The following is a 17,202-nucleotide window of genomic DNA, read 5'->3' on the forward strand; positions in this document are numbered from 1 at the left end:
TGGCCGTAGTAATCCCACGTCGCGCCCCGTATTCACGGCTGACCTCCTGCAATTTGTGTGGCCAGCACTAATTAGGCCTGCCTAACTAGCAAGCGGTCTACCGCGCGACAAAGATGAAACTGTTGCGAGAGGAGTCCTGCGATGAGCACTGTGGACAGCTTCGGTTCAAAAGGCAAACTTAATGTAGCCGGAACCGAATACGAAATTTTCCGGTTGAACTCCGTTGAAGGTGCAGAAAACCTTCCGTTCAGCCTCAAGGTATTGCTTGAAAACCTGTTGAGGACCGAGGACGGCGCGAACATCACGGCCGATCACGTGCGTGCCTTGGCTGGCTGGGATCCTGATGCCCAGCCCAATACAGAAATCCAGTTCACGCCTGCCCGCGTGATCATGCAGGACTTCACCGGCGTCCCCTGCGTGGTGGACCTGGCGACAATGCGTGAAGCGGTCAAGGAACTCGGAGGCGACCCCAAGCGGGTCAACCCCCTCGCTCCTGCGGAAATGGTCATTGACCACTCCGTGCAGATCGACGCTTTCGGTAACTCCGGCGCACTGGAGCGCAATATGGAGATCGAATACCAGCGCAATGGCGAGCGTTACCAGTTCCTGCGTTGGGGCCAGACCGCATTCGATGACTTCAAGGTTGTTCCCCCGGGAACCGGCATTGTGCACCAGGTCAACATCGAATACCTGGCCCGCACGGTCATGACCCGCGAAATCGACGGCGTCCTCCGGGCCTACCCGGACACCTGCGTCGGCACCGACTCGCACACCACCATGGTCAACGGCCTGGGTGTCCTGGGCTGGGGCGTTGGCGGCATCGAAGCCGAAGCGGCCATGCTGGGACAGCCTGTCTCGATGCTCATCCCGCGTGTTGTGGGCTTCAAGCTGACCGGGTCTATTCCGGCCGGCGCCACGGCCACGGACGTGGTGCTGACCATTACCGAGCAGCTGCGCAAGCACGGTGTTGTGGGCAAGTTCGTGGAATTCTACGGCGAAGGTGTCGCGGCCGTGCCGCTGGCCAACCGCGCCACCATCGGCAACATGAGCCCCGAATTCGGCTCCACCGCCGCAATGTTCCCCATCGACGACGTCACATTGGACTACCTGCGCCTCACCGGCCGCTCGGACGAAAATGTGGCACTCGTGGAGTCCTACGCCAAGGAGCAGGGCCTCTGGCACGATGCTTCCCGCGAGATCAAGTTCTCCGAGTACCTCGAGCTGGACCTGTCCACGGTTGTTCCCTCCATCTCCGGCCCCAAGCGTCCCCAGGACCGCATTGAGCTGACGGATGCCAAGGAACAGTTCCGCAAGGACATCCACAACTACGTCGCCATCGAAGACGGCAGCGTGGACGAGTCCTTGGACGAGTCCTTCCCCGCATCGGATGCGCCGTCGTTCACGCACGCCGACTCGCACACCACCGAGACCAGCCGTGTTGTGTCCGCAGCGAACGGCGCCCACGGGCGTCCGTCCAACCCGGTGCACATCAAGACTGAAGACGGCCGCGAGTTCGAGCTGGACCACGGAGCGGTATCCATCGCCTCGATCACGTCCTGCACCAACACGTCCAACCCCTCGGTGATGCTGGCCGCAGCCCTGCTGGCCCGCAACGCCGTCGACAAGGGCCTGACCTCGAAGCCGTGGGTCAAGACCTCCGTGGCTCCCGGGTCCAAGGTTGTCACCGACTACTACAACAAGTCGGGCCTCACCCCGTACCTGGAGAAGCTCGGCTTCTACATCGTGGGCTACGGCTGCGCGACGTGCATCGGCAACTCCGGCCCGCTGGACGCCGAAATCTCCGAGGCCATTCAGGCCAACGACCTTTCCGTCACCGCGGTGCTTTCCGGTAACCGCAACTTCGAGGGCCGGATCAACCCGGACGTGAAGATGAACTACTTGGCCTCCCCGCCGCTGGTCATTGCTTACGCCCTGGCCGGTTCCATGGACTTCGACTTCGACACCGATTCCCTGGGCAAGGACGAAGCCGGCAACGACGTCTTCCTGAAGGACATCTGGCCCAACCCGGTTGAGGTCCAGCAGGTCATCGATTCCTCGATCGACAAGGACATGTTCGCCCGCGGCTACGAGGGCGTCTTTGACGGCGACGCACGCTGGAAGGCGCTCGACACCCCGGCCGGCGACACCTTCGCCTGGGATCCGAACTCCACCTACGTCCGGAAGCCCCCGTACTTCGATGGCATCAAGGCGCAGCCGGAACCCGTCCAGGACATCTCCGGCGCACGCGTGCTGCTGAAGTTGGGCGATTCGGTCACCACCGACCACATCTCCCCGGCCGGTTCCTTCAAGTCGGACACCCCCGCCGGCCAGTACCTGCTGGCCAACGGTGTGGAGCGCAAGGACTTCAACTCCTACGGTTCACGCCGTGGCAACCACGAAGTCATGATCCGCGGCACGTTCGCGAACATCCGCATTAAGAACCAGATCCTGGACGGCGTCGAAGGTGGCTTCACCCGCGACTTCACCCAGGCTGACGGCCCGCAGGCATATGTCTACGACGCCGCGCAGAACTACCAGGCAGCCGGCACCCCGCTGGTGGTCCTGGCGGGCAAGGAATACGGTTCCGGATCCTCGCGTGACTGGGCAGCGAAGGGCACCGCGCTGCTGGGCGTCAAGGCCGTCGTCGCCGAGAGCTACGAACGTATCCACCGCTCCAACCTGATCGGCATGGGCGTCCTGCCCCTGCAGTTCCCGGCTGGAGAGTCCGCAGCCACCCTGGGCCTGACCGGCACGGAAACCTTCTCGGTTGAGGGCGTCATTGCCCTGAACGAAGGGACCACGCCCAAGACCCTCAAAGTCACCGCCACCGCAGAAGACGGCTCCGCCAAGTCCTTCGATGCAGTACTCCGCATCGATACTCCGGGCGAAGCCGACTACTACCGCAACGGCGGCATCCTGCAGTACGTCCTGCGCCAGATCTCGGCCAACTAGCCGGAATCTGAACCCACGCAGTACTCCTTCGAAGCCCCGGCCGGTCACCGACCAGCCGGGGCTTCGGCTTTGCATTTTCCGCGAGGCGTTAGAGTTAACAGGCACGTCTACCACCCGAAGGAGGGGTCATTGGGAATCTTGGACACCATCCGGAATCCGCAGGACCTGAACCAGCTGTCTCAAGGGCAGCTCGAAGAGCTGGCCGCTGAGGTCAGGAGTTTCCTGATCACCAACGTCTCCCAGACAGGTGGACACCTCGGACCGAACCTCGGCGTTGTGGAACTGACCCTGGCCGTGCACCGCATCTTCGATTCGCCCCGGGACAGCATTGTGTTCGACACGGGCCACCAGTCCTATGTGCACAAGCTCCTCACCGGCCGCCAGGACTTCAGTACCCTGCGCCAGCAGGGCGGCATGTCCGGCTACCCGTCCCGCGCCGAGTCCGAGCATGACATCGTGGAAAGCTCCCATGCTTCCTCCTCCCTCTCCTGGGCGGACGGCATATCCCGTGCCAGGCAGCTCACCGGCGAGTCGGAGCGATACACCGTCGCCGTCGTCGGAGACGGGGCGCTGACCGGCGGCATGGCCTGGGAGGCCATCAACAACATTGCGGCGGACAAGCGCCGCCGCGTGGTGATCGTGGTCAACGACAACGGCCGCTCCTATGCCCCCACGGTGGGCGGCTTCGCGGACTACCTTGCCTCACTGCGCCCCACCATCGACTCTTTCCGCGCCGCCCCTGCCTATGAGGGCACGCTGGACTGGTGGAAGAAGAAGCTTCAGAATGGCGGCCCCGTAGGTCAGTTCACCTACAAGAGCCTGCATGCCATGAAAAAGGGCATCAAGGACTGGTGGGCGCCGCAGGGTATGTTCGAAGACCTCGGCATGAAGTACATCGGCCCCGTTGACGGCCATAACCTGCAGGCCATGGAGCACGCCCTGTCCACTGCCAGGAATTACGCCGGACCCGTGATTGTCCACGCCATGACCGAAAAGGGCCACGGCTACGCCCCGGCCCGGGCTCATGAAGCGGACCAGTTCCACGCCGTCGGCATTATCGATCCGGAGACGGGTGAGCCGACGGGAGTTTCCGGGGCACAGTCCTGGACGTCTGTTTTTGCTGACGAGATCGCGAAGATCGCCGACGAACGCCCCGACATTGTGGGCATCACCGGGGCCATGCTCATTCCAGTGGGCCTGCACAAGTTTGCGGCCAAGCACCCGGACCGCGTGATCGACGTCGGCATCGCCGAGCAGCATGCGCTGACGTCCGCCGCCGGCATGGCTTTCGGCGGGCTCCACCCCGTGGTGGCCGTGTATGCCACCTTCCTGAACCGTGCCTTTGACCAGCTCCTCATGGACGTGGCATTGCACAAAGCCGGCGTCACCATCGTCCTGGACCGGGCCGGCGTCACCGGCCCGGATGGGGCCAGCCATCACGGCATGTGGGACATGGCAATGGTCCAGATCGTTCCCGGACTCCACCTGGCCGCGCCGCGCGACGCCTCCCGGCTGCGGGAAGAGCTGCGCGAGGCCGTGGCCATCAACGACGCCCCCACTGTGGTGCGCTTCTCCAAGGGCACCGTGGGCGCCGAAGTGGAAGCCATCGAACGCCTGGGCGACGGTGTTGACGTGCTGGCCCGCCGGCCGGCCGGCTCCACCGAAAACGATGTCCTGATCGTCAGCGTCGGAGCCATGTCCGAACTGGCCCTGGACGTGTCCAACCGCCTGGGCGCCCAAGGCATCAGCACCACCGTGGTGGACCCACGCTGGGTGCTGCCCGTGCGGCGTTCCATCATTGCGCTGGCCTCTCACCACCGGCTGGTCATCTGCATCGAGGACGGTGTCAGGGCAGGCGGCGTCGGATCGCGGATCCGGCAGGAAATGCGCGCCGCCGGCGTGGACACCGCCCTGAACGAGGTGGGGCTCCCTGCGGAGTTCCTGGACCATGGCACACGCAGCCAGGTGCTGGAGCGCGTGGGGCTGACGGCACAGCAGATCACGCACGACGTCGTCGCCCAGGTTCTGGGCACAAAGGTCCCCTTCGCGCGCCCCCTGCCAGGCCAGGAACACCCCACCACCGGCAGCCTGCCGATCCTGTGAGGGAAGAAGACGCACTGAAGTATCCGGCCGCCGTCGGGGATTCAAGCCCGGCGAGGCACACCAGCACCACCCGCGTTCCCGCGGGACTGCAGCCAGGCCAGCTGGTGGTGGCCCGGAACCGGAAATGGAACGGGCAAGCCCACTGGGTGGTCCCCGGGCGGTACCTCGGCGAGGACCGGCACGGCTGGTGGATCTTCCAGGGAACCAACGAATTCTGTTCGCGCCCGGGCGCTGCCTTTTACACAGCATCCGACGCCGTGCTCCTGGTGCCGCGGTCCGGAGACTGGGTGGCCACGTTCTACGACGACGCCCACCCCAGCGGCGTCAAGGTCTACGTGGACCTCGCCGTCGCCCACGAGTGGACGGACATCCGGCCCGCGGTCACCGAGTTCCATGTGATCGACATGGACCTGGACGTGATCCGCATGGCCGGCCGGGGAGTCTTCATCGATGACCAGGACGAGTTCGCCTTGCACCGCATCGCCATGAATTACCCGGACCTCCTGGTGGATGACATCCAAGCGGCCGCGGACGAGCTATATCAGGCCGTCAAGGCACAGCACGCACCATTCGACGGAACAGACGCCGGATGGTTCACGAAGGGACGGTCATGAGCGGAATCATCAGGGTCTACAAACGGGACGACGAGGGAGTACTGCACTTCCGTGAAGGCTGGTTCGACGAGGACTACAGCCAGTTTGTGATGAACTACGGTGTGGTTGGCCACCAGAGCAAAACCGAAGAGACCGATGTGGCTGATGCCGCTGCGGTTGAGGGCCTGATGGATGCCTTTGCCGTGCAGTGCGCAGAGGACGGCTTCGCCGAAATCCCCGACGAGGACCAGTTCTGGGTGGTGGCGCAGTTCGCCCTCAAAACCAAGGAGGGCACCGACCGTGACCGCTACCTTGAGGAAAAGGCGAAGGACGCGCTCATCAGCCACCTGGCCTGGCGCGGCCTGGGAACCGTGGAACGCTCGGAGTTCAGTGACTACAAACTGAACATCTTCTGCCTCTGCCCCGACATGAACAAGGCCGTCAGCGCCATCAAGGTGTGCAGCCGCGGCGAAGACCTCGACTTCACCAAACTGAGCATCGGCGCCGCCCCCTTCAGCGAACCGGACAACTTCAAACTCAAGCACTCCGCAAAGTCTGCCAACACCTTCAGCCTCTAGAGGGGAAATCCATGCCTGACTACCGACGCCTGGGAAACTCAGGGCTGACCGTCTCCGTGGTGGGGCTCGGCTGCAACAACCTGGGCCGTGCCAACACGGTGACCGAATCGCAGGCGGGGACTGACGCCGTCGTCCATGCTGCCCTCGACGCCGGCGTGACGCTTTTCGACGTCGCCGACAACTACGGGCGCGAACCCGGTCTCAGCGAGACGATGCTGGGCAAGGCCCTGGCCGGCAAGCGGGATGATGCGGTGGTAGCCACGAAGTTCGGCATGGACGTCCGGGGTGCCAATGGGAACGACTTTGGCGCCCGGGGGTCCCGGCGCTACATTCTCCGTGCGGTGGAGGCGTCGCTGCGGCGGCTGGGCACGGACTGGATCGACCTTTACCAGTTCCACACGCCTGACCCACTGACCCCCATCGAGGAGACGCTGAGTGCCCTCGATGACCTTGTCTCCAGCGGCAAGGTCCGCTACATCGGACACTCCAACCGCGCCGGCTGGCAGATTGCCGAGGCGGAATTTGTGGCCCGGGCCGCCGGCGGCACCCGTTTCATTTCGACGCAGAACCACTACAACCTCCTGGACCGGCGGGCCGAACTCGAGGTCACCCCGGCGGCAGAAGCCTACGGCCTGGGTGTCCTGCCCTACTTCCCGCTGGCCAACGGCCTGCTGACGGGCAAGTATTCGCCGGGCTCGGCTCCGGCGGGGTCGCGGCTGAGCCATACACGGACCAACATGGTGCACGACGCCGACTGGGACCAGCTCCAGCGTTTCAGTTCCTTCGCGGCAGTTCGCGACCTGACCGAGATCCAGGTGGCCTTCTCCTGGCTCGCGGCCCAGCCTGCCGTCAGAAGCGTGATCGCCGGCGCCACCAGGCCGGAGCAGGTCCGGGAAAATGCGGCCGCTGCGGCCTGGGTGCCGTCGCCGGCGGAGCTCGCGGAACTGGATGCGATCTTCCCGAAGGTCCCCAAAGCCGCGCTCTTTTAGGGACTCCGCAGATGACCAAGCTACTACTGGACGTTGACACCGGGATTGACGACGCCTTGGCGCTGGCCTACCTGGCCTCGCTGCCCGACATGGAGTTTGTGGCGGTAACGGCGTCGCCCGGGAACGTGGGCGCACACCAGGTGGCGCGGAACACCCTCGCCCTGCTGGAGCTGTGCGGACGCACAGGTGTGGGGGTCGCCGTCGGGGCATTCGCTCCGCTGAGCATTCCGCTGGTGACCACGCCGGAAACCCACGGACCCCAGGGCATTGGCCACGCCGTCCTGCCGCCGCCGTCCGGGACGGTCTCGGCGCGGCACGCCGCCGACCTGTGGGTGGAGGCGGCCCGTGCACATCCGGGGGAGCTCACGGCCCTGATCACGGCGCCGCTGACGAACTTCGCGCTGGCCATCCGCCGCGAACCGCGGCTGCCCGAACTGCTGGGCAAGGTAGTGATCATGGGCGGCAGCTTCTACCACCAGGGGAATACCACTCCCACCGCCGAATGGAATACGCACGTTGATCCGCAGGCGGCCAAGGAAGTTTATGCGGCCTACCGCGGCCTGCCGGTGGACCGGCTGCCCATTGTCTGTTCCCTGGACACCACTGAGCGGATCGAGCTGCGGCCGGAGCATGTGTTGCAGCTCGCGGAGGCGGCCGGCTGCGGTGAGCGGGAGCTGGTCCTGCCGAAACAGCCTGAAGGGCTCAGGAGCACGGCCGACAGTCCGCTGGTGCGGCACCTGTCCGATGCCCTGCGCTTCTACTTTGAGTTTCACCGTCTCTACGGCCAAGGCTACCTGGCGCACGTCCACGACTACTTCGCTGCCGGTGTGGCCGCCGGGACGCTCGATTACGCAACCCGCCTGGCCACCGTGGACGTCGAGGTTGAATCGCCCCTGCTGATGGGGACCACCGTGGCCGATTACCGGAACCTGTGGAATCACCCGCCAAATGCCCGGATCGTCTCGAACAACAACCCTGAGCAGGCCTTCGGGGAATTGATACGGTCCGTCGGCGGCCTCGCGGCGCGGCTGCGCTGAGCGTTCGCCCTACAGCGGCGAGTTTTCAGGCACGTCCACATCCAGCGCGAGCAGGGCGTTCTCCACCACTTCCATGAGGGCCGGATGGATCCAGTACGGTCCCCGCGCGAGCTGGTGGACCGATACGTCGGTGGCCATCGCCTGGATCAGCGGCTGGATCAGGAGCGAGGCCTCGTGGCCCATGATGTGCGCGCCGAGCAGGCGGCCGGTGGACCGCTCGGCCACAAGCTTGACCACCCCTTCCTCGTCCTCCATGGCCCAGCCGTAGGCAGTGGAGCCGTAGTCCTGGACGGCGGTCACAACGTCTGTCCCGCCTGTTGCCTGGGACCGGGCTTCCCCCTCGGTCAGGCCCACGGAGGCCACCTGCGGATTGCTGAATACCGCAAACGGCACCGCGGTGTAGTCGATGGTCCGGAGCCGGTCCGGGTGTTCCAGGTTGTGCGCCACTACCCGGGCAACCCGGTTGGCGACGTGCTTGAGCTGGTAGCTATTGGCGATGTCACCCAGGGCATAGACACCGTCAACGGGTTTGCCGCCGGCGAGGATCCGGAGGTTCGCGTCCACGGACAGGGTATGGTCCTCATCCAGGTCAAAGCCGGCGGCGTCCACACCCAGCCGGTCGGTGTTCGGCACCCGCCCGGTGGCCATCAGGACGATGTCCGCCGCGACCCGCAGAGGTTTGCCGTCGTCGTCGGCGAACACCACGGTGACGCTGCCGTCGCCGTTGTCCTCCACCGCCTGGAGCGAGTAGCCAAAGATCCTGTCCCGCAGCTCATTCCACCGCACCTTGTCCAGGCTCAGGTCCACACCCAGGCGGGCGGCCTCCCTGGGCGCGGCCGCCAAGGTAGCCGGGTACACAAACATCTTCGTGGGGATGCAGCCGACGTTCAGGCACGTGCCGCCGAACACGCCGGCGTCGATCATGGCTACCTTCTTGCCGTCCCAGAACGGCGTGATCAGCGAATTGCCGGATCCGGATCCGATGATGGCCAGGTCGTAATGGGGCATTTGTGCCTTTCGGAAAGGTCAGGACGGCAAGTGTGACTGTTAGCCAGGAGTGGCGGCTAATTGCAGCTTAGTTTGGCGGGTTCCAGGTTCCGTCAACCGGTCCGCTTCCGGGACACGTTGTGAGGTCCCCGCGTTACACATCGTCCGTGTCCCGCAGAATCAGTTGAAGCCTGCGAACGCACTCCTGTGCGAAGTCCGGCCAGGTGGACCAGTAGTAGGGAACCCCCGACAGTGCGATGGCCAACGCCCAGGCACGAGCGCGCAGCCGCGTGCTTTTGTCGAGGCCCAGTTCCTCGGCGTACGCATGCCTGGCTTCGGCCGGGAGATCCCAGACCGCGGCGTGCTCGCAGGTCGGATCACCGACCGAGAGACCGCCGAAATCGACCACCCCCACCAGCACGCTGTTTCGGACCAGGAGGTTGGAGGGCTTGAGGTCGGTGTGCATCCAGGTGTGCGCCAACCGTGGCTGATCGAGTTCCAACGCCGCTTGCCAGATGGACTGCAGGCCGTCGAGATCCAACTGGAGTCCCCGTATGCCGCGGCAGGCGTCGTGGTTCGCTGACGTCCCGGTGGAGAGATCCCGCAGACTGCCGCCACGGTACGACAACAGTGGCTCTTCCCGCCGTGCGCCCATGAGGTCGATGCTGTGGAGGGCGCGGACAAAGCCAGCCAGGTCCCGGCCGAGCCGGGACAGATCCTGCTCACTTTCCGGGTTCAGCTCTGTACCGTCGACCCACCGGTACACCGACCAGGGGAACGGGTAGCTTTCATCCGGCCTGCCGATTGCCACAGGCTCGGGAATGCCGAGCGGAAGGTGCGGTGCAAGGCGCGGCAGCCATGTCTGTTCCTTGGCCACATCGGCCGCGGTGCCCGACGTCCGCGGCAACCTCACCACCAGATCATCGCCCAGGCGCAACATGCGATTGTCTGTGCCTTCCCCGGCAGGCGAGAGGGCCAGGTGCTCCCAGGCAGGGAACTGGTGATTGATGAGTCGACGGACTGTCTTCTCCTTGAGGTTAACTTCGTCCGTATGCAGGGAGGCCATGTCTCTAACTCAAACACAGGTCAGCAGATCGCGGGGAACCTCTCTGGTCACACCGACATGCAACGCCCGGCTTGGCGGGTCCCGGAACCGGTAGACTGGTGCCGGATCCGGGCCGGCGCAGACGCCCCCGGCTGCCGCCGAGGTGACATAGGCGGCGTTCCTCACCGCCCGGGCCATCCGGGCGCCACAGCCTGCATCCCAGAAGGAACGCCATGTCATCGCCCTCCCTCACCTTGCCGTCACCGGCCACTGCCCGGAACCGCCGCCTGCTGGAAACCCTCGGAGCGTTGGCCATCGCCGGCACGTACATCTACCTGGTGTTGAACCAGCCCGCGGACATCACCGGCGGCCCCGGCAGCGCGTCGGCCCTGATCGCCCTGTCCGGCTTCCTCGTGGGGGCCGTGCTGCTGATAATCGGCGTACTGCCCACACTGCCCGTGTCCACGCTGGTGCTGATTCCGGTGGCACTGGTCCTGAACATTGTCCTGGGCCAGTTTGTGGGCAGCACCTTGGTGCCGTTCTACCTCGACGCCATCGGCACCGTCCTGATCGCCGTCCTGGCCGGACCCGCCGCCGGAGCAGCCACGGGCGCCCTCAGCAGCATCGTCTGGTCCTTCTTCAACCCCACCGTCCTGCCGTTCGCCGCCGGTGCCGCCCTGATCGGCTTCCTGGCCGGCGTCGCCGCACGCCACGGCCTGTTCCGGCGCTTCTACCTGGCACCGGTGGCAGGGTTCCTGGCCGGCATCATCGGCGGTGTGGTCTCCGCTCCCGTTGCCGCATTCGTCTTCGGCGGCACCTCCGGCCTGGCTACCGGCGCCATCGTCAGCGCCTTCCGCTCCATGGGTGACACCCTCCTGGCGGCCATCACCAAGCAGGCCCTCATCTCGGACCCCATGGACAAGGCCATCGTCTTCACGTTGGTGGCCGTCCTGGTGTACGCCCTGCCGCGCCGCACCCGCCTGCAGTTCCCGTTTGTCCGGCGGTACCGCGTGCTTGCGGGAACAGCCGCCAACCAGTCGGTTGGCCAGACCGCCAGCCAGTCCGCCGGCCGGGACGCCTGACCCACCCCTGATGCGTCTTCACCCCCTGACGTCACTGGCGGCTGCCGGCAGCACGGCAGTCATCACGACGGCGGCTGCCAGCTGGCCGCTGTCCCTCACCGTGATCGCCGCGGCCGCGGGCTTGTCGGTAGCCGGGGGAGTGGCCCGCCGGATGCTGCCGGCGGTGGCGGTCATCCTGGTTCCGCTGGTCCTGTCACTGTTGGCCATGCACGGACTGTTCTTTCCGGAGGGCACCAAGGTCCTGGCGCAGTGGGGCCCGGCGCGCGTCACGGTTGAAGGACTCCAGTTTGCCCTCGAGCGGGGTGCACAGCTTTCCGCCGTGGTGACGGTACTCCTGCTGTGCTCCCTTACTGTAAGCGTTCCGGACCTGGTTGCTGCCCTGTCCACCCGCGGCTTCCACGCGCGGTTCGCGTTTGTTCTCGCGTCCACCCTGACGCTGCTGCCGGCCATCAGCTCACGGCTGGGACGGATCCGGCAGGCCCAGGAAGCGCGCGGCCTGGTGATCCGGCCTGGAATTGTCCGGCGCGCAGGCGCGTTCCGTTGGCAGGCGGTGCCCCTGGTGCTGTCCCTCGTGGAGGAAGCAGGCACCCGCGCGGCAGCCTTGCAGGCCCGCGGGTTCGGCAGTGCCGGGCCACGCACCAGCTACCGGGAAGTTCCAGACCCTCCGGCCCAACGGTGCGTACGTGTTGTTCTGCTGCTGGCTGCAGTGGCGGCCATCGCCGCCCGCCTCTGGCAGCCGACGGCGGGTGCTTAGTAGTGGCGCAAAGCTCACCTCCGGCCCTGGCGGCGAGAATTGAAAAATTTGTGTTCCCCGGCGAGCAGGAACCGGTTCTGGCGGGGCTTGACGTGGCCTTCGCCGCGGGGTCGTTGACAGCCGTGCTCGGCGGATCCGGCAGCGGCAAGTCAACACTGGGACGCCTGCTCGCCGGCTGGTTGCTGCCCGGCGACGGCGGGACACTCACGGGTTTTCTGGAGCTTGCCGGCACGCGGCTCCGGTTCACCGGAACAGCCGCCGATCCGCGGATCGATCCCGGGAGCTGGGGCCGCCAGGTGGGCTTTGTGCCGCAGGATCCCGCCGCCGCCCTGTCGACGGTCCGTGCCACGGTGGCCGAGGAGTTGGCGTTCGGGCTGGAAAACGCCGGGGTGGACCGCGAGGGGATGGCCGGCGCCGTCCGGCGCACGGCAGCACTGACCGGCCTGACCCGGCTGCTGGACCGGGATCCGGCCACGCTTTCCGGTGGCCAGCTGCGCCGCCTGGCCATCGGCTGCGCGGTCATTTCCCGCCCCGCGGTTCTCATCATGGACGAACCCTTCGCCTCCCTCGACACGGACGGAGCCGAAGACCTCGCTGCCCTGGTGCGGAACCTCGTCCACGACGGCACCGCCGTCGTGATCCTGAGCCAGCGGGCCGATGCCTTCCTGCACAACGCCGGTACCTGGCTGGTCCTTGCCGGCGGTACCGTGGCCGCGGCTGGCACGCCGGGAGAAATCGTGGCTGCCGGGGCGCTGGAACTGGCGGGCGTGGTTTGCCCCCGCCCGCACACAGGTCTCCGGCCGCTCGCAGAAGCCGGCTTTCCATCCGTCGTCGATGGTCCGCCGGCATTGGAACTGCGTGACGTCTCGTTCACATACCGGGGGACGCAGCGCAGAGGCTGGTTCAGGGCACAACCGGGCCCGCCTGCTGACCCGGTCCTGCACGGACTGAGCCTGGCCGTCAGCGCGGGCGAGATCCTGGCTGTGGCAGGTCCCAACGGCGCCGGAAAGACCACGCTCCTGAGGCACCTCAACGGCTTGCTCCAACCAACGGCAGGCAGCGTGCTGGTCAAGGGACGGAACATCGGCGGACAGCCCGCGGGACGCGTGGCCGCCGACGTCGGGCTCCTCTTCCAGCAGCCCAGGGACCAGCTGTTTGAGCGGACCGTGGAACGGGAAGTCCGCTTCGGCCTCGAGCGTGGGCAGCCGGCGGCTGACCAGGCGGTGCAGCAGGCCCTCGCCGCCGTTGGCCTGGAGCACCTTGCCGGACGGCACCCGGCCGAACTGCCCGCGTCCCAGCAGCGGCTTCTCGCCCTGGCCACAGTGCTGGCCCGGCGTCCCTCAGTCCTTGCACTGGACGAACCGACCGTTTCCCTGGACGGCCATGGACTGGCCGCGCTGGACCGGGTGGTGCGCAGCACGACGGCGGAGGGCACCGCCGTCGTGCTGGTCACCCACGACCTGGACTACGCCCGGTCCATCGCGCACCGGCTGGTGCGCATCGATGCCGGCCGCCTGCTACCCGCGGACTGATTCCGGGGTGGCTGCATCCGGGCTGACTGATTCGGAGGACTGACCCGTCAGGCCCGACGCGACGCCGGGCGCCAGGAACCGCCTGCCATTGACCCGTTCGGAGGCGCCAACACGGTCCAGGTACGGCGTGATGCCGCCCAGGAACATCGGCCAGCCAGCGCCGAGGATCATGCAGAGGTCGATGTCCTCAGGACCGGCCACTACGCCCTCATCCAGCATCAGCCCGATCTCCTCCGCGAGGGCGTCCTGCACACGGCGCAGCACGTCGTCCCCGGTGGACGGTGACGTGCCGAAGGACATCAGCGACAGGGTGGACTCCGGGATCTCCTGGGCGCCGTCGGCCTCCGCGGCGGCCCAGAGCGATTTCACGCCGTTCTCGATCAGTTTCTGCAGGTTCGTGGACACGGCAAAGCGGTCTCCGAAAGCGGCGTGCAGGGACTCCTGGACATGCTGGGCCACCGGCAGGCCCACCATGGCACCCAGCGTGAACGGCGTCATCGGCAGGCCCATGGGACGCAGCGCAGTGTCGGCCACCTCGGCAGGGGTGCCTTCGTCGAACGCGGCCGTCACTTCGCCCATCAGCCGCAGCAGGATCCTGTTGACTACAAAGGCCGGCGCATCCTTGACCAGCACAGCCGTCTTCTTCAGGCCCTTGGCCAGCTCAAAAGCGGTCGCCAGCACGGCGTCGTCGGTCTTGGGCGCGCGCACGATTTCGAGCAGCGGCATCACGGCCACCGGGTTGAAGAAGTGGAAGCCTACCAGCCGTTCGGGGTGTGCGAGGTCTTGTGCCATGGCCGTGACGGAAAGCGAGGACGTGTTGGTGGCGAGGATGCAGTCCGGCGAGACGATTGCCTCCACCTCGGCGAAGACCTGCTTCTTGACGTTCAGCTCTTCGAAGACGGCCTCGATGACGAAGTCGGCGTCCGCGAACGCTTCCTTGGAGACCGATCCCGTGACCAGCGCCCTGGTGCGGTTGGCTGCGTCCTGGCTGATCCGTTTCTTGCCGAGGAGCTTGTCCACCTCGGCATGGACGTAGCCCACGCCCTTGTCCACACGGGCCTGGTCGATGTCCGTCATCACCACGGGGACCTTGAGCTGGCGGGCGAACAAAAGGGCGAGCTGGCTGGCCATCAGGCCCGCACCCACGACGCCGATCTTGGTGACCGGACGGGCGAGCCTACGGTCCGGTGCGCCGGCCGGCCGCTTGGAACGCTTCTGGACCAGGTCAAGGAACGCGTAGACCGTGGCGCGGAACTCGTCGGTCTGCATCAGACCGGCGAGGGTTTCGCACTCGAGGGCGGCCGATTCGGCCTGGGACATGGTCCGGTTGGCGTCGAGGATGTCCAGGACCTTGGCCGGCGCAGGCGAGGCGTTGGAGGTCTTGGCCTCCACAAACGCCCGGCCGGCGGCAACGGCTGCGGACCAGCGCCCGGCAACGGCGGGATCAGTCGGGTCCACGGCGTTGGCCCGCTCCGGGACCTCGCCGGTGATGACCGTGGCCGCCCAGGCGAGGGACTGCTCCAGGAAGTCTGCCGGTTCGAACAGCGCGTCGGCGATACCAAGCTGGAAGGCCTGCGGCCCGTTGAGCGTCCGGTTGTTGCTGAGCGGGTTCTCGATCATCACCTTGACCGCGTTCTCGGGTCCGATCAGGCGCGGCAGGATGTAGACGCCGCCCCAGCCGGGGACCAGGCCGATGAAGGCCTCGGGAAGCGCCAGCGCACCGGCGCCGGTGGACACCGTGCGGTACGTGGACTGCAGGGCGATCTCCAGGCCGCCGCCCAGGGCAACGCCGTTGATGAACGCGAAGCTGGGAACGCCGAGGTTGGCCAGCGTGGCATAAACGTCATGCCCGAGCTGCGCCATCCACAGGCCATGATCCCGGTTCTCCAGCGACTTCACCGCGGACAGGTCGGCCCCGGCAACAAGGAAGTACGGTTTGCCGGTCACCCCCACGCCCACGATTTCGCCGCGGGCCGCACGCTCCTTCAGGCCCTCCAGGACCGTGCCAAGTTCCACGAGGGTATTGGGTCCCAGCGTGGTGGGCTTGGAGTGGTCCAGGCCGTTGTCCAGGGTGATCAGCGCAAAAACCCCGGGGCTCTGCTGGCCGGGGCCGGCAGGCAGCGTGATGTCCTGGACGTACGAGTGGGTCACGGTTTCGTCGGGGAAGAGCTCGGCAAGCTTGGAGAAATCGGCGGCGCTCATGCGGCGGCTCCTTCGGTGGTGGCTACTGAGTTTGCTTCGTGGACGACTGCTGCGACGGTGCCGCTGTAATCGGCGTGGTGCGGGTTTTCCCAGATGACGGTGGCGCCCATGCCCAAGCCTATGCACATGGTGGTGATCCCGTACCGGACCGAGGGATCTTCTTCGAACTGCCGCGCAAGCTGGTTCATCAGCCTGACCCCGGAGGACGCGAGGGGGTGGCCCACCGCGATGGCGCCGCCGTACCGGTTCACACGGGGATCGTCGTCGGAAATTCCAAAGTGGTCCAGGAAACTCAGGACCTGCACGGCAAAGGCTTCATTGATCTCGAAGAGTCCGATGTCCTCAATGCTGAGGCCGGCGTTTTTCAACGCCTTTTCGGTGGCGGGCACCGGTCCGATGCCCATAACCTCCGGTTCGACTCCGGCGTAGGCGTAGCTGACCAGCCGCATTTTGACCGGCAGGCCCAGTTCTGCGGCGGCTTCCGAGGAGGCCAGGACGGCGGCAGTTGCTCCGTCGTTCAGGCCGGCGGCGTTGCCTGCCGTCACGCGGCCGTGGGCGCGGAAGGGTGTCCGCAGGGCCGCAAGGTCCTCGAGCGTGGTGCCCGGGCGGGGCGGCTCATCGACGCTGTTCACCGTCCAGCCCTGTCCCGGCTTGAGGGTAGCGACCGGAACGAGATCCGGCTGGATCTGGCCCTTGGCGTAGGCGGCCTGGAGTTTGTCCTGCGAGGCAACCGCGTAGGCGTCGGTGCGCTGCTTGGTGATTGCGGGGAAACGGTCATGCAGGTTTTCGGCAGTGTTGCCCATGTTCAGGGCGGCGGGATCCACCAGGCGCTCGGACATAAAGCGCGGGTTCGGGTCGGCGCCGGATCCCATCGGGTGGTTGCCCATGTGCTCCACGCCGCCGGCGATCACGACGTCGTAGGCACCGAAGCCGATGCCGCTGGCCGTTGTGGTGACTGCGGTCATGGCGCCGGCGCACATGCGGTCGATGGCGAAGCCGGGGACGGTGCGGGGGAGCCCTGCCAGGAGGGCGGCTGTGCGGCCGAGCGTCAGGCCCTGGTCGCCGGTCTGGGTGGTGGCTGCGACAGCGACTTCATCGATCCGGGCCGCGGGCAGGGTGGGGTTGCGGCGCAGAAGTTCGCGGATGCACTTCACCATCAGGTCATCGGCGCGGGTTCCGGCGTAGATGCCTTTCTCGCCGGCCCGGCCGAAGGGTGTGCGGACGCCGTCAACAAAAACGACGTCGCGGACAGTTCGCGGGGATCCGCTGCTTCCGTGGTGGCTCACGTTTACTCCTCATCGAGACGTTGGCGCCGTCCGGAGGCCAAAGGGCAGCACTCGGCGGGACG

Annotated in this window: 13 protein-coding genes; 9 read left to right on the forward strand and 4 right to left on the reverse strand. The window is 66.4% G+C overall.

The genetic code is table 11. The annotated features are described in order from the left end of the window. Nucleotides 1-141: 141 nt before the first annotated feature. The 6 genes from acnA to ACX80V_RS07500 all read left to right on the forward strand — a co-directional run bounded on the left by acnA (nucleotide 142) and on the right by ACX80V_RS07500 (nucleotide 8,252). Nucleotides 142-2,952 (forward strand): aconitate hydratase AcnA, encoded by a 2,811-nt coding sequence (gene acnA / locus ACX80V_RS07475; protein WP_485842603.1) that lies wholly within the window; start codon nucleotides 142-144, stop codon nucleotides 2,950-2,952. A 129-nt stretch (nucleotides 2,953-3,081) separates the two neighbouring features. Continuing rightward, nucleotides 3,082-5,055 carry a 1-deoxy-D-xylulose-5-phosphate synthase gene (gene dxs / locus ACX80V_RS07480; protein WP_485842604.1) on the forward strand — a complete coding sequence of 658 codons (1,974 nt, stop codon included), beginning with the start codon at nucleotides 3,082-3,084 and terminating at the stop codon, nucleotides 5,053-5,055. Further along, a complete protein-coding gene (locus tag ACX80V_RS07485; RefSeq protein ID WP_485842605.1) occupies nucleotides 5,052-5,669 on the forward strand; it encodes a DUF402 domain-containing protein in 618 nt (205 codons plus the stop codon). Before dxs ends, ACX80V_RS07485 begins: the two co-directional genes overlap by 4 nt. Further along, complete coding sequence (locus tag ACX80V_RS07490; RefSeq protein ID WP_485842606.1) at nucleotides 5,666-6,226, forward strand: hypothetical protein; 561 nt, start codon at nucleotides 5,666-5,668, stop codon at nucleotides 6,224-6,226. The genes ACX80V_RS07485 and ACX80V_RS07490 overlap by 4 nt, the downstream gene beginning before the upstream one ends. Before the next feature lie 11 nt (nucleotides 6,227-6,237). Beyond that, the gene (locus ACX80V_RS07495) at nucleotides 6,238-7,215 is read left to right on the forward strand and encodes an aldo/keto reductase (RefSeq protein WP_485842607.1); all 978 of its coding nucleotides are present in this window, start codon (nucleotides 6,238-6,240) and stop codon (nucleotides 7,213-7,215) included. Nucleotides 7,216-7,226: 11 nt separating this feature from the next. Continuing rightward, a complete protein-coding gene (locus ACX80V_RS07500; RefSeq protein WP_485842608.1) occupies nucleotides 7,227-8,252 on the forward strand; it encodes a nucleoside hydrolase in 1,026 nt (341 codons plus the stop codon). 9 nt (nucleotides 8,253-8,261) lie between these two features. On the opposite strand, the gene ACX80V_RS07505 is transcribed toward ACX80V_RS07500, so the two are convergent. Together ACX80V_RS07505 and ACX80V_RS07510 are read right to left on the reverse strand one after the other, a co-directional pair. Beyond that, complete coding sequence (locus ACX80V_RS07505) at nucleotides 8,262-9,260, reverse strand: oxidoreductase dimerization domain-containing protein (RefSeq protein ID WP_485842609.1); 999 nt, start codon at nucleotides 9,258-9,260, stop codon at nucleotides 8,262-8,264. A gap of 133 nt (nucleotides 9,261-9,393) precedes the next feature. Beyond that, nucleotides 9,394-10,305 (reverse strand): aminoglycoside phosphotransferase family protein, encoded by a 912-nt coding sequence (locus tag ACX80V_RS07510; protein ID WP_485842610.1) that lies wholly within the window; start codon nucleotides 10,303-10,305, stop codon nucleotides 9,394-9,396. A gap of 212 nt (nucleotides 10,306-10,517) precedes the next feature. Here ACX80V_RS07510 and ACX80V_RS07515 point away from each other — a divergent pair, with 212 nt between their 5' ends. Genes ACX80V_RS07515 through ACX80V_RS07525 form a run of 3 tightly spaced genes read left to right on the forward strand, consistent with a single transcriptional unit; the run spans nucleotide 10,518 to nucleotide 13,652 of the window. Then, nucleotides 10,518-11,366 (forward strand): ECF transporter S component, encoded by an 849-nt coding sequence (locus ACX80V_RS07515; RefSeq protein WP_485842611.1) that lies wholly within the window; start codon nucleotides 10,518-10,520, stop codon nucleotides 11,364-11,366. A gap of 10 nt (nucleotides 11,367-11,376) precedes the next feature. Further along, entirely contained in the window at nucleotides 11,377-12,120 is a 744-nt protein-coding gene (locus ACX80V_RS07520) for an energy-coupling factor transporter transmembrane component T (protein ID WP_485842612.1), read from the forward strand. 2 nt (nucleotides 12,121-12,122) lie between these two features. Then, a complete protein-coding gene (locus tag ACX80V_RS07525) occupies nucleotides 12,123-13,652 on the forward strand; it encodes an ABC transporter ATP-binding protein (protein ID WP_485842613.1) in 1,530 nt (509 codons plus the stop codon). Here the strand turns inward: ACX80V_RS07525 and ACX80V_RS07530 are convergent. Together ACX80V_RS07530 and ACX80V_RS07535 are read right to left on the reverse strand one after the other, a co-directional pair. Continuing rightward, on the reverse strand, nucleotides 13,638-15,854 hold the full coding sequence (locus ACX80V_RS07530; protein ID WP_485842614.1) for a 3-hydroxyacyl-CoA dehydrogenase NAD-binding domain-containing protein: 2,217 nt from the start codon (nucleotides 15,852-15,854) through the stop codon (nucleotides 13,638-13,640). The genes ACX80V_RS07525 and ACX80V_RS07530 overlap by 15 nt on opposite strands. Beyond that, on the reverse strand, nucleotides 15,851-17,140 hold the full coding sequence (locus ACX80V_RS07535; RefSeq protein WP_485842615.1) for a thiolase family protein: 1,290 nt from the start codon (nucleotides 17,138-17,140) through the stop codon (nucleotides 15,851-15,853). Before ACX80V_RS07535 ends, ACX80V_RS07530 begins: the two co-directional genes overlap by 4 nt. Nucleotides 17,141-17,202 lie beyond the last annotated feature (62 nt).

Source organism: Pseudarthrobacter arbutini, assembly GCF_054510915.1.

Coding starts and splice junctions, on each gene's coding strand:
- acnA (WP_485842603.1), top strand. CDS start 142: ATGAGCACTGTGGACAGCTTCGGTTCAAAAGGCAAACTTAATGTAGCC.
- ACX80V_RS07490 (WP_485842606.1), top strand. CDS start 5,666: ATGAGCGGAATCATCAGGGTCTACAAACGGGACGACGAGGGAGTACTG.
- ACX80V_RS07495 (WP_485842607.1), top strand. CDS start 6,238: ATGCCTGACTACCGACGCCTGGGAAACTCAGGGCTGACCGTCTCCGTG.
- ACX80V_RS07500 (WP_485842608.1), top strand. CDS start 7,227: ATGACCAAGCTACTACTGGACGTTGACACCGGGATTGACGACGCCTTG.
- ACX80V_RS07505 (WP_485842609.1), bottom strand. CDS start 9,260: ATGCCCCATTACGACCTGGCCATCATCGGATCCGGATCCGGCAATTCG.
- ACX80V_RS07510 (WP_485842610.1), bottom strand. CDS start 10,305: ATGGCCTCCCTGCATACGGACGAAGTTAACCTCAAGGAGAAGACAGTC.
- ACX80V_RS07515 (WP_485842611.1), top strand. CDS start 10,518: ATGTCATCGCCCTCCCTCACCTTGCCGTCACCGGCCACTGCCCGGAAC.
- ACX80V_RS07520 (WP_485842612.1), top strand. CDS start 11,377: ATGCGTCTTCACCCCCTGACGTCACTGGCGGCTGCCGGCAGCACGGCA.
- ACX80V_RS07530 (WP_485842614.1), bottom strand. CDS start 15,854: ATGAGCGCCGCCGATTTCTCCAAGCTTGCCGAGCTCTTCCCCGACGAA.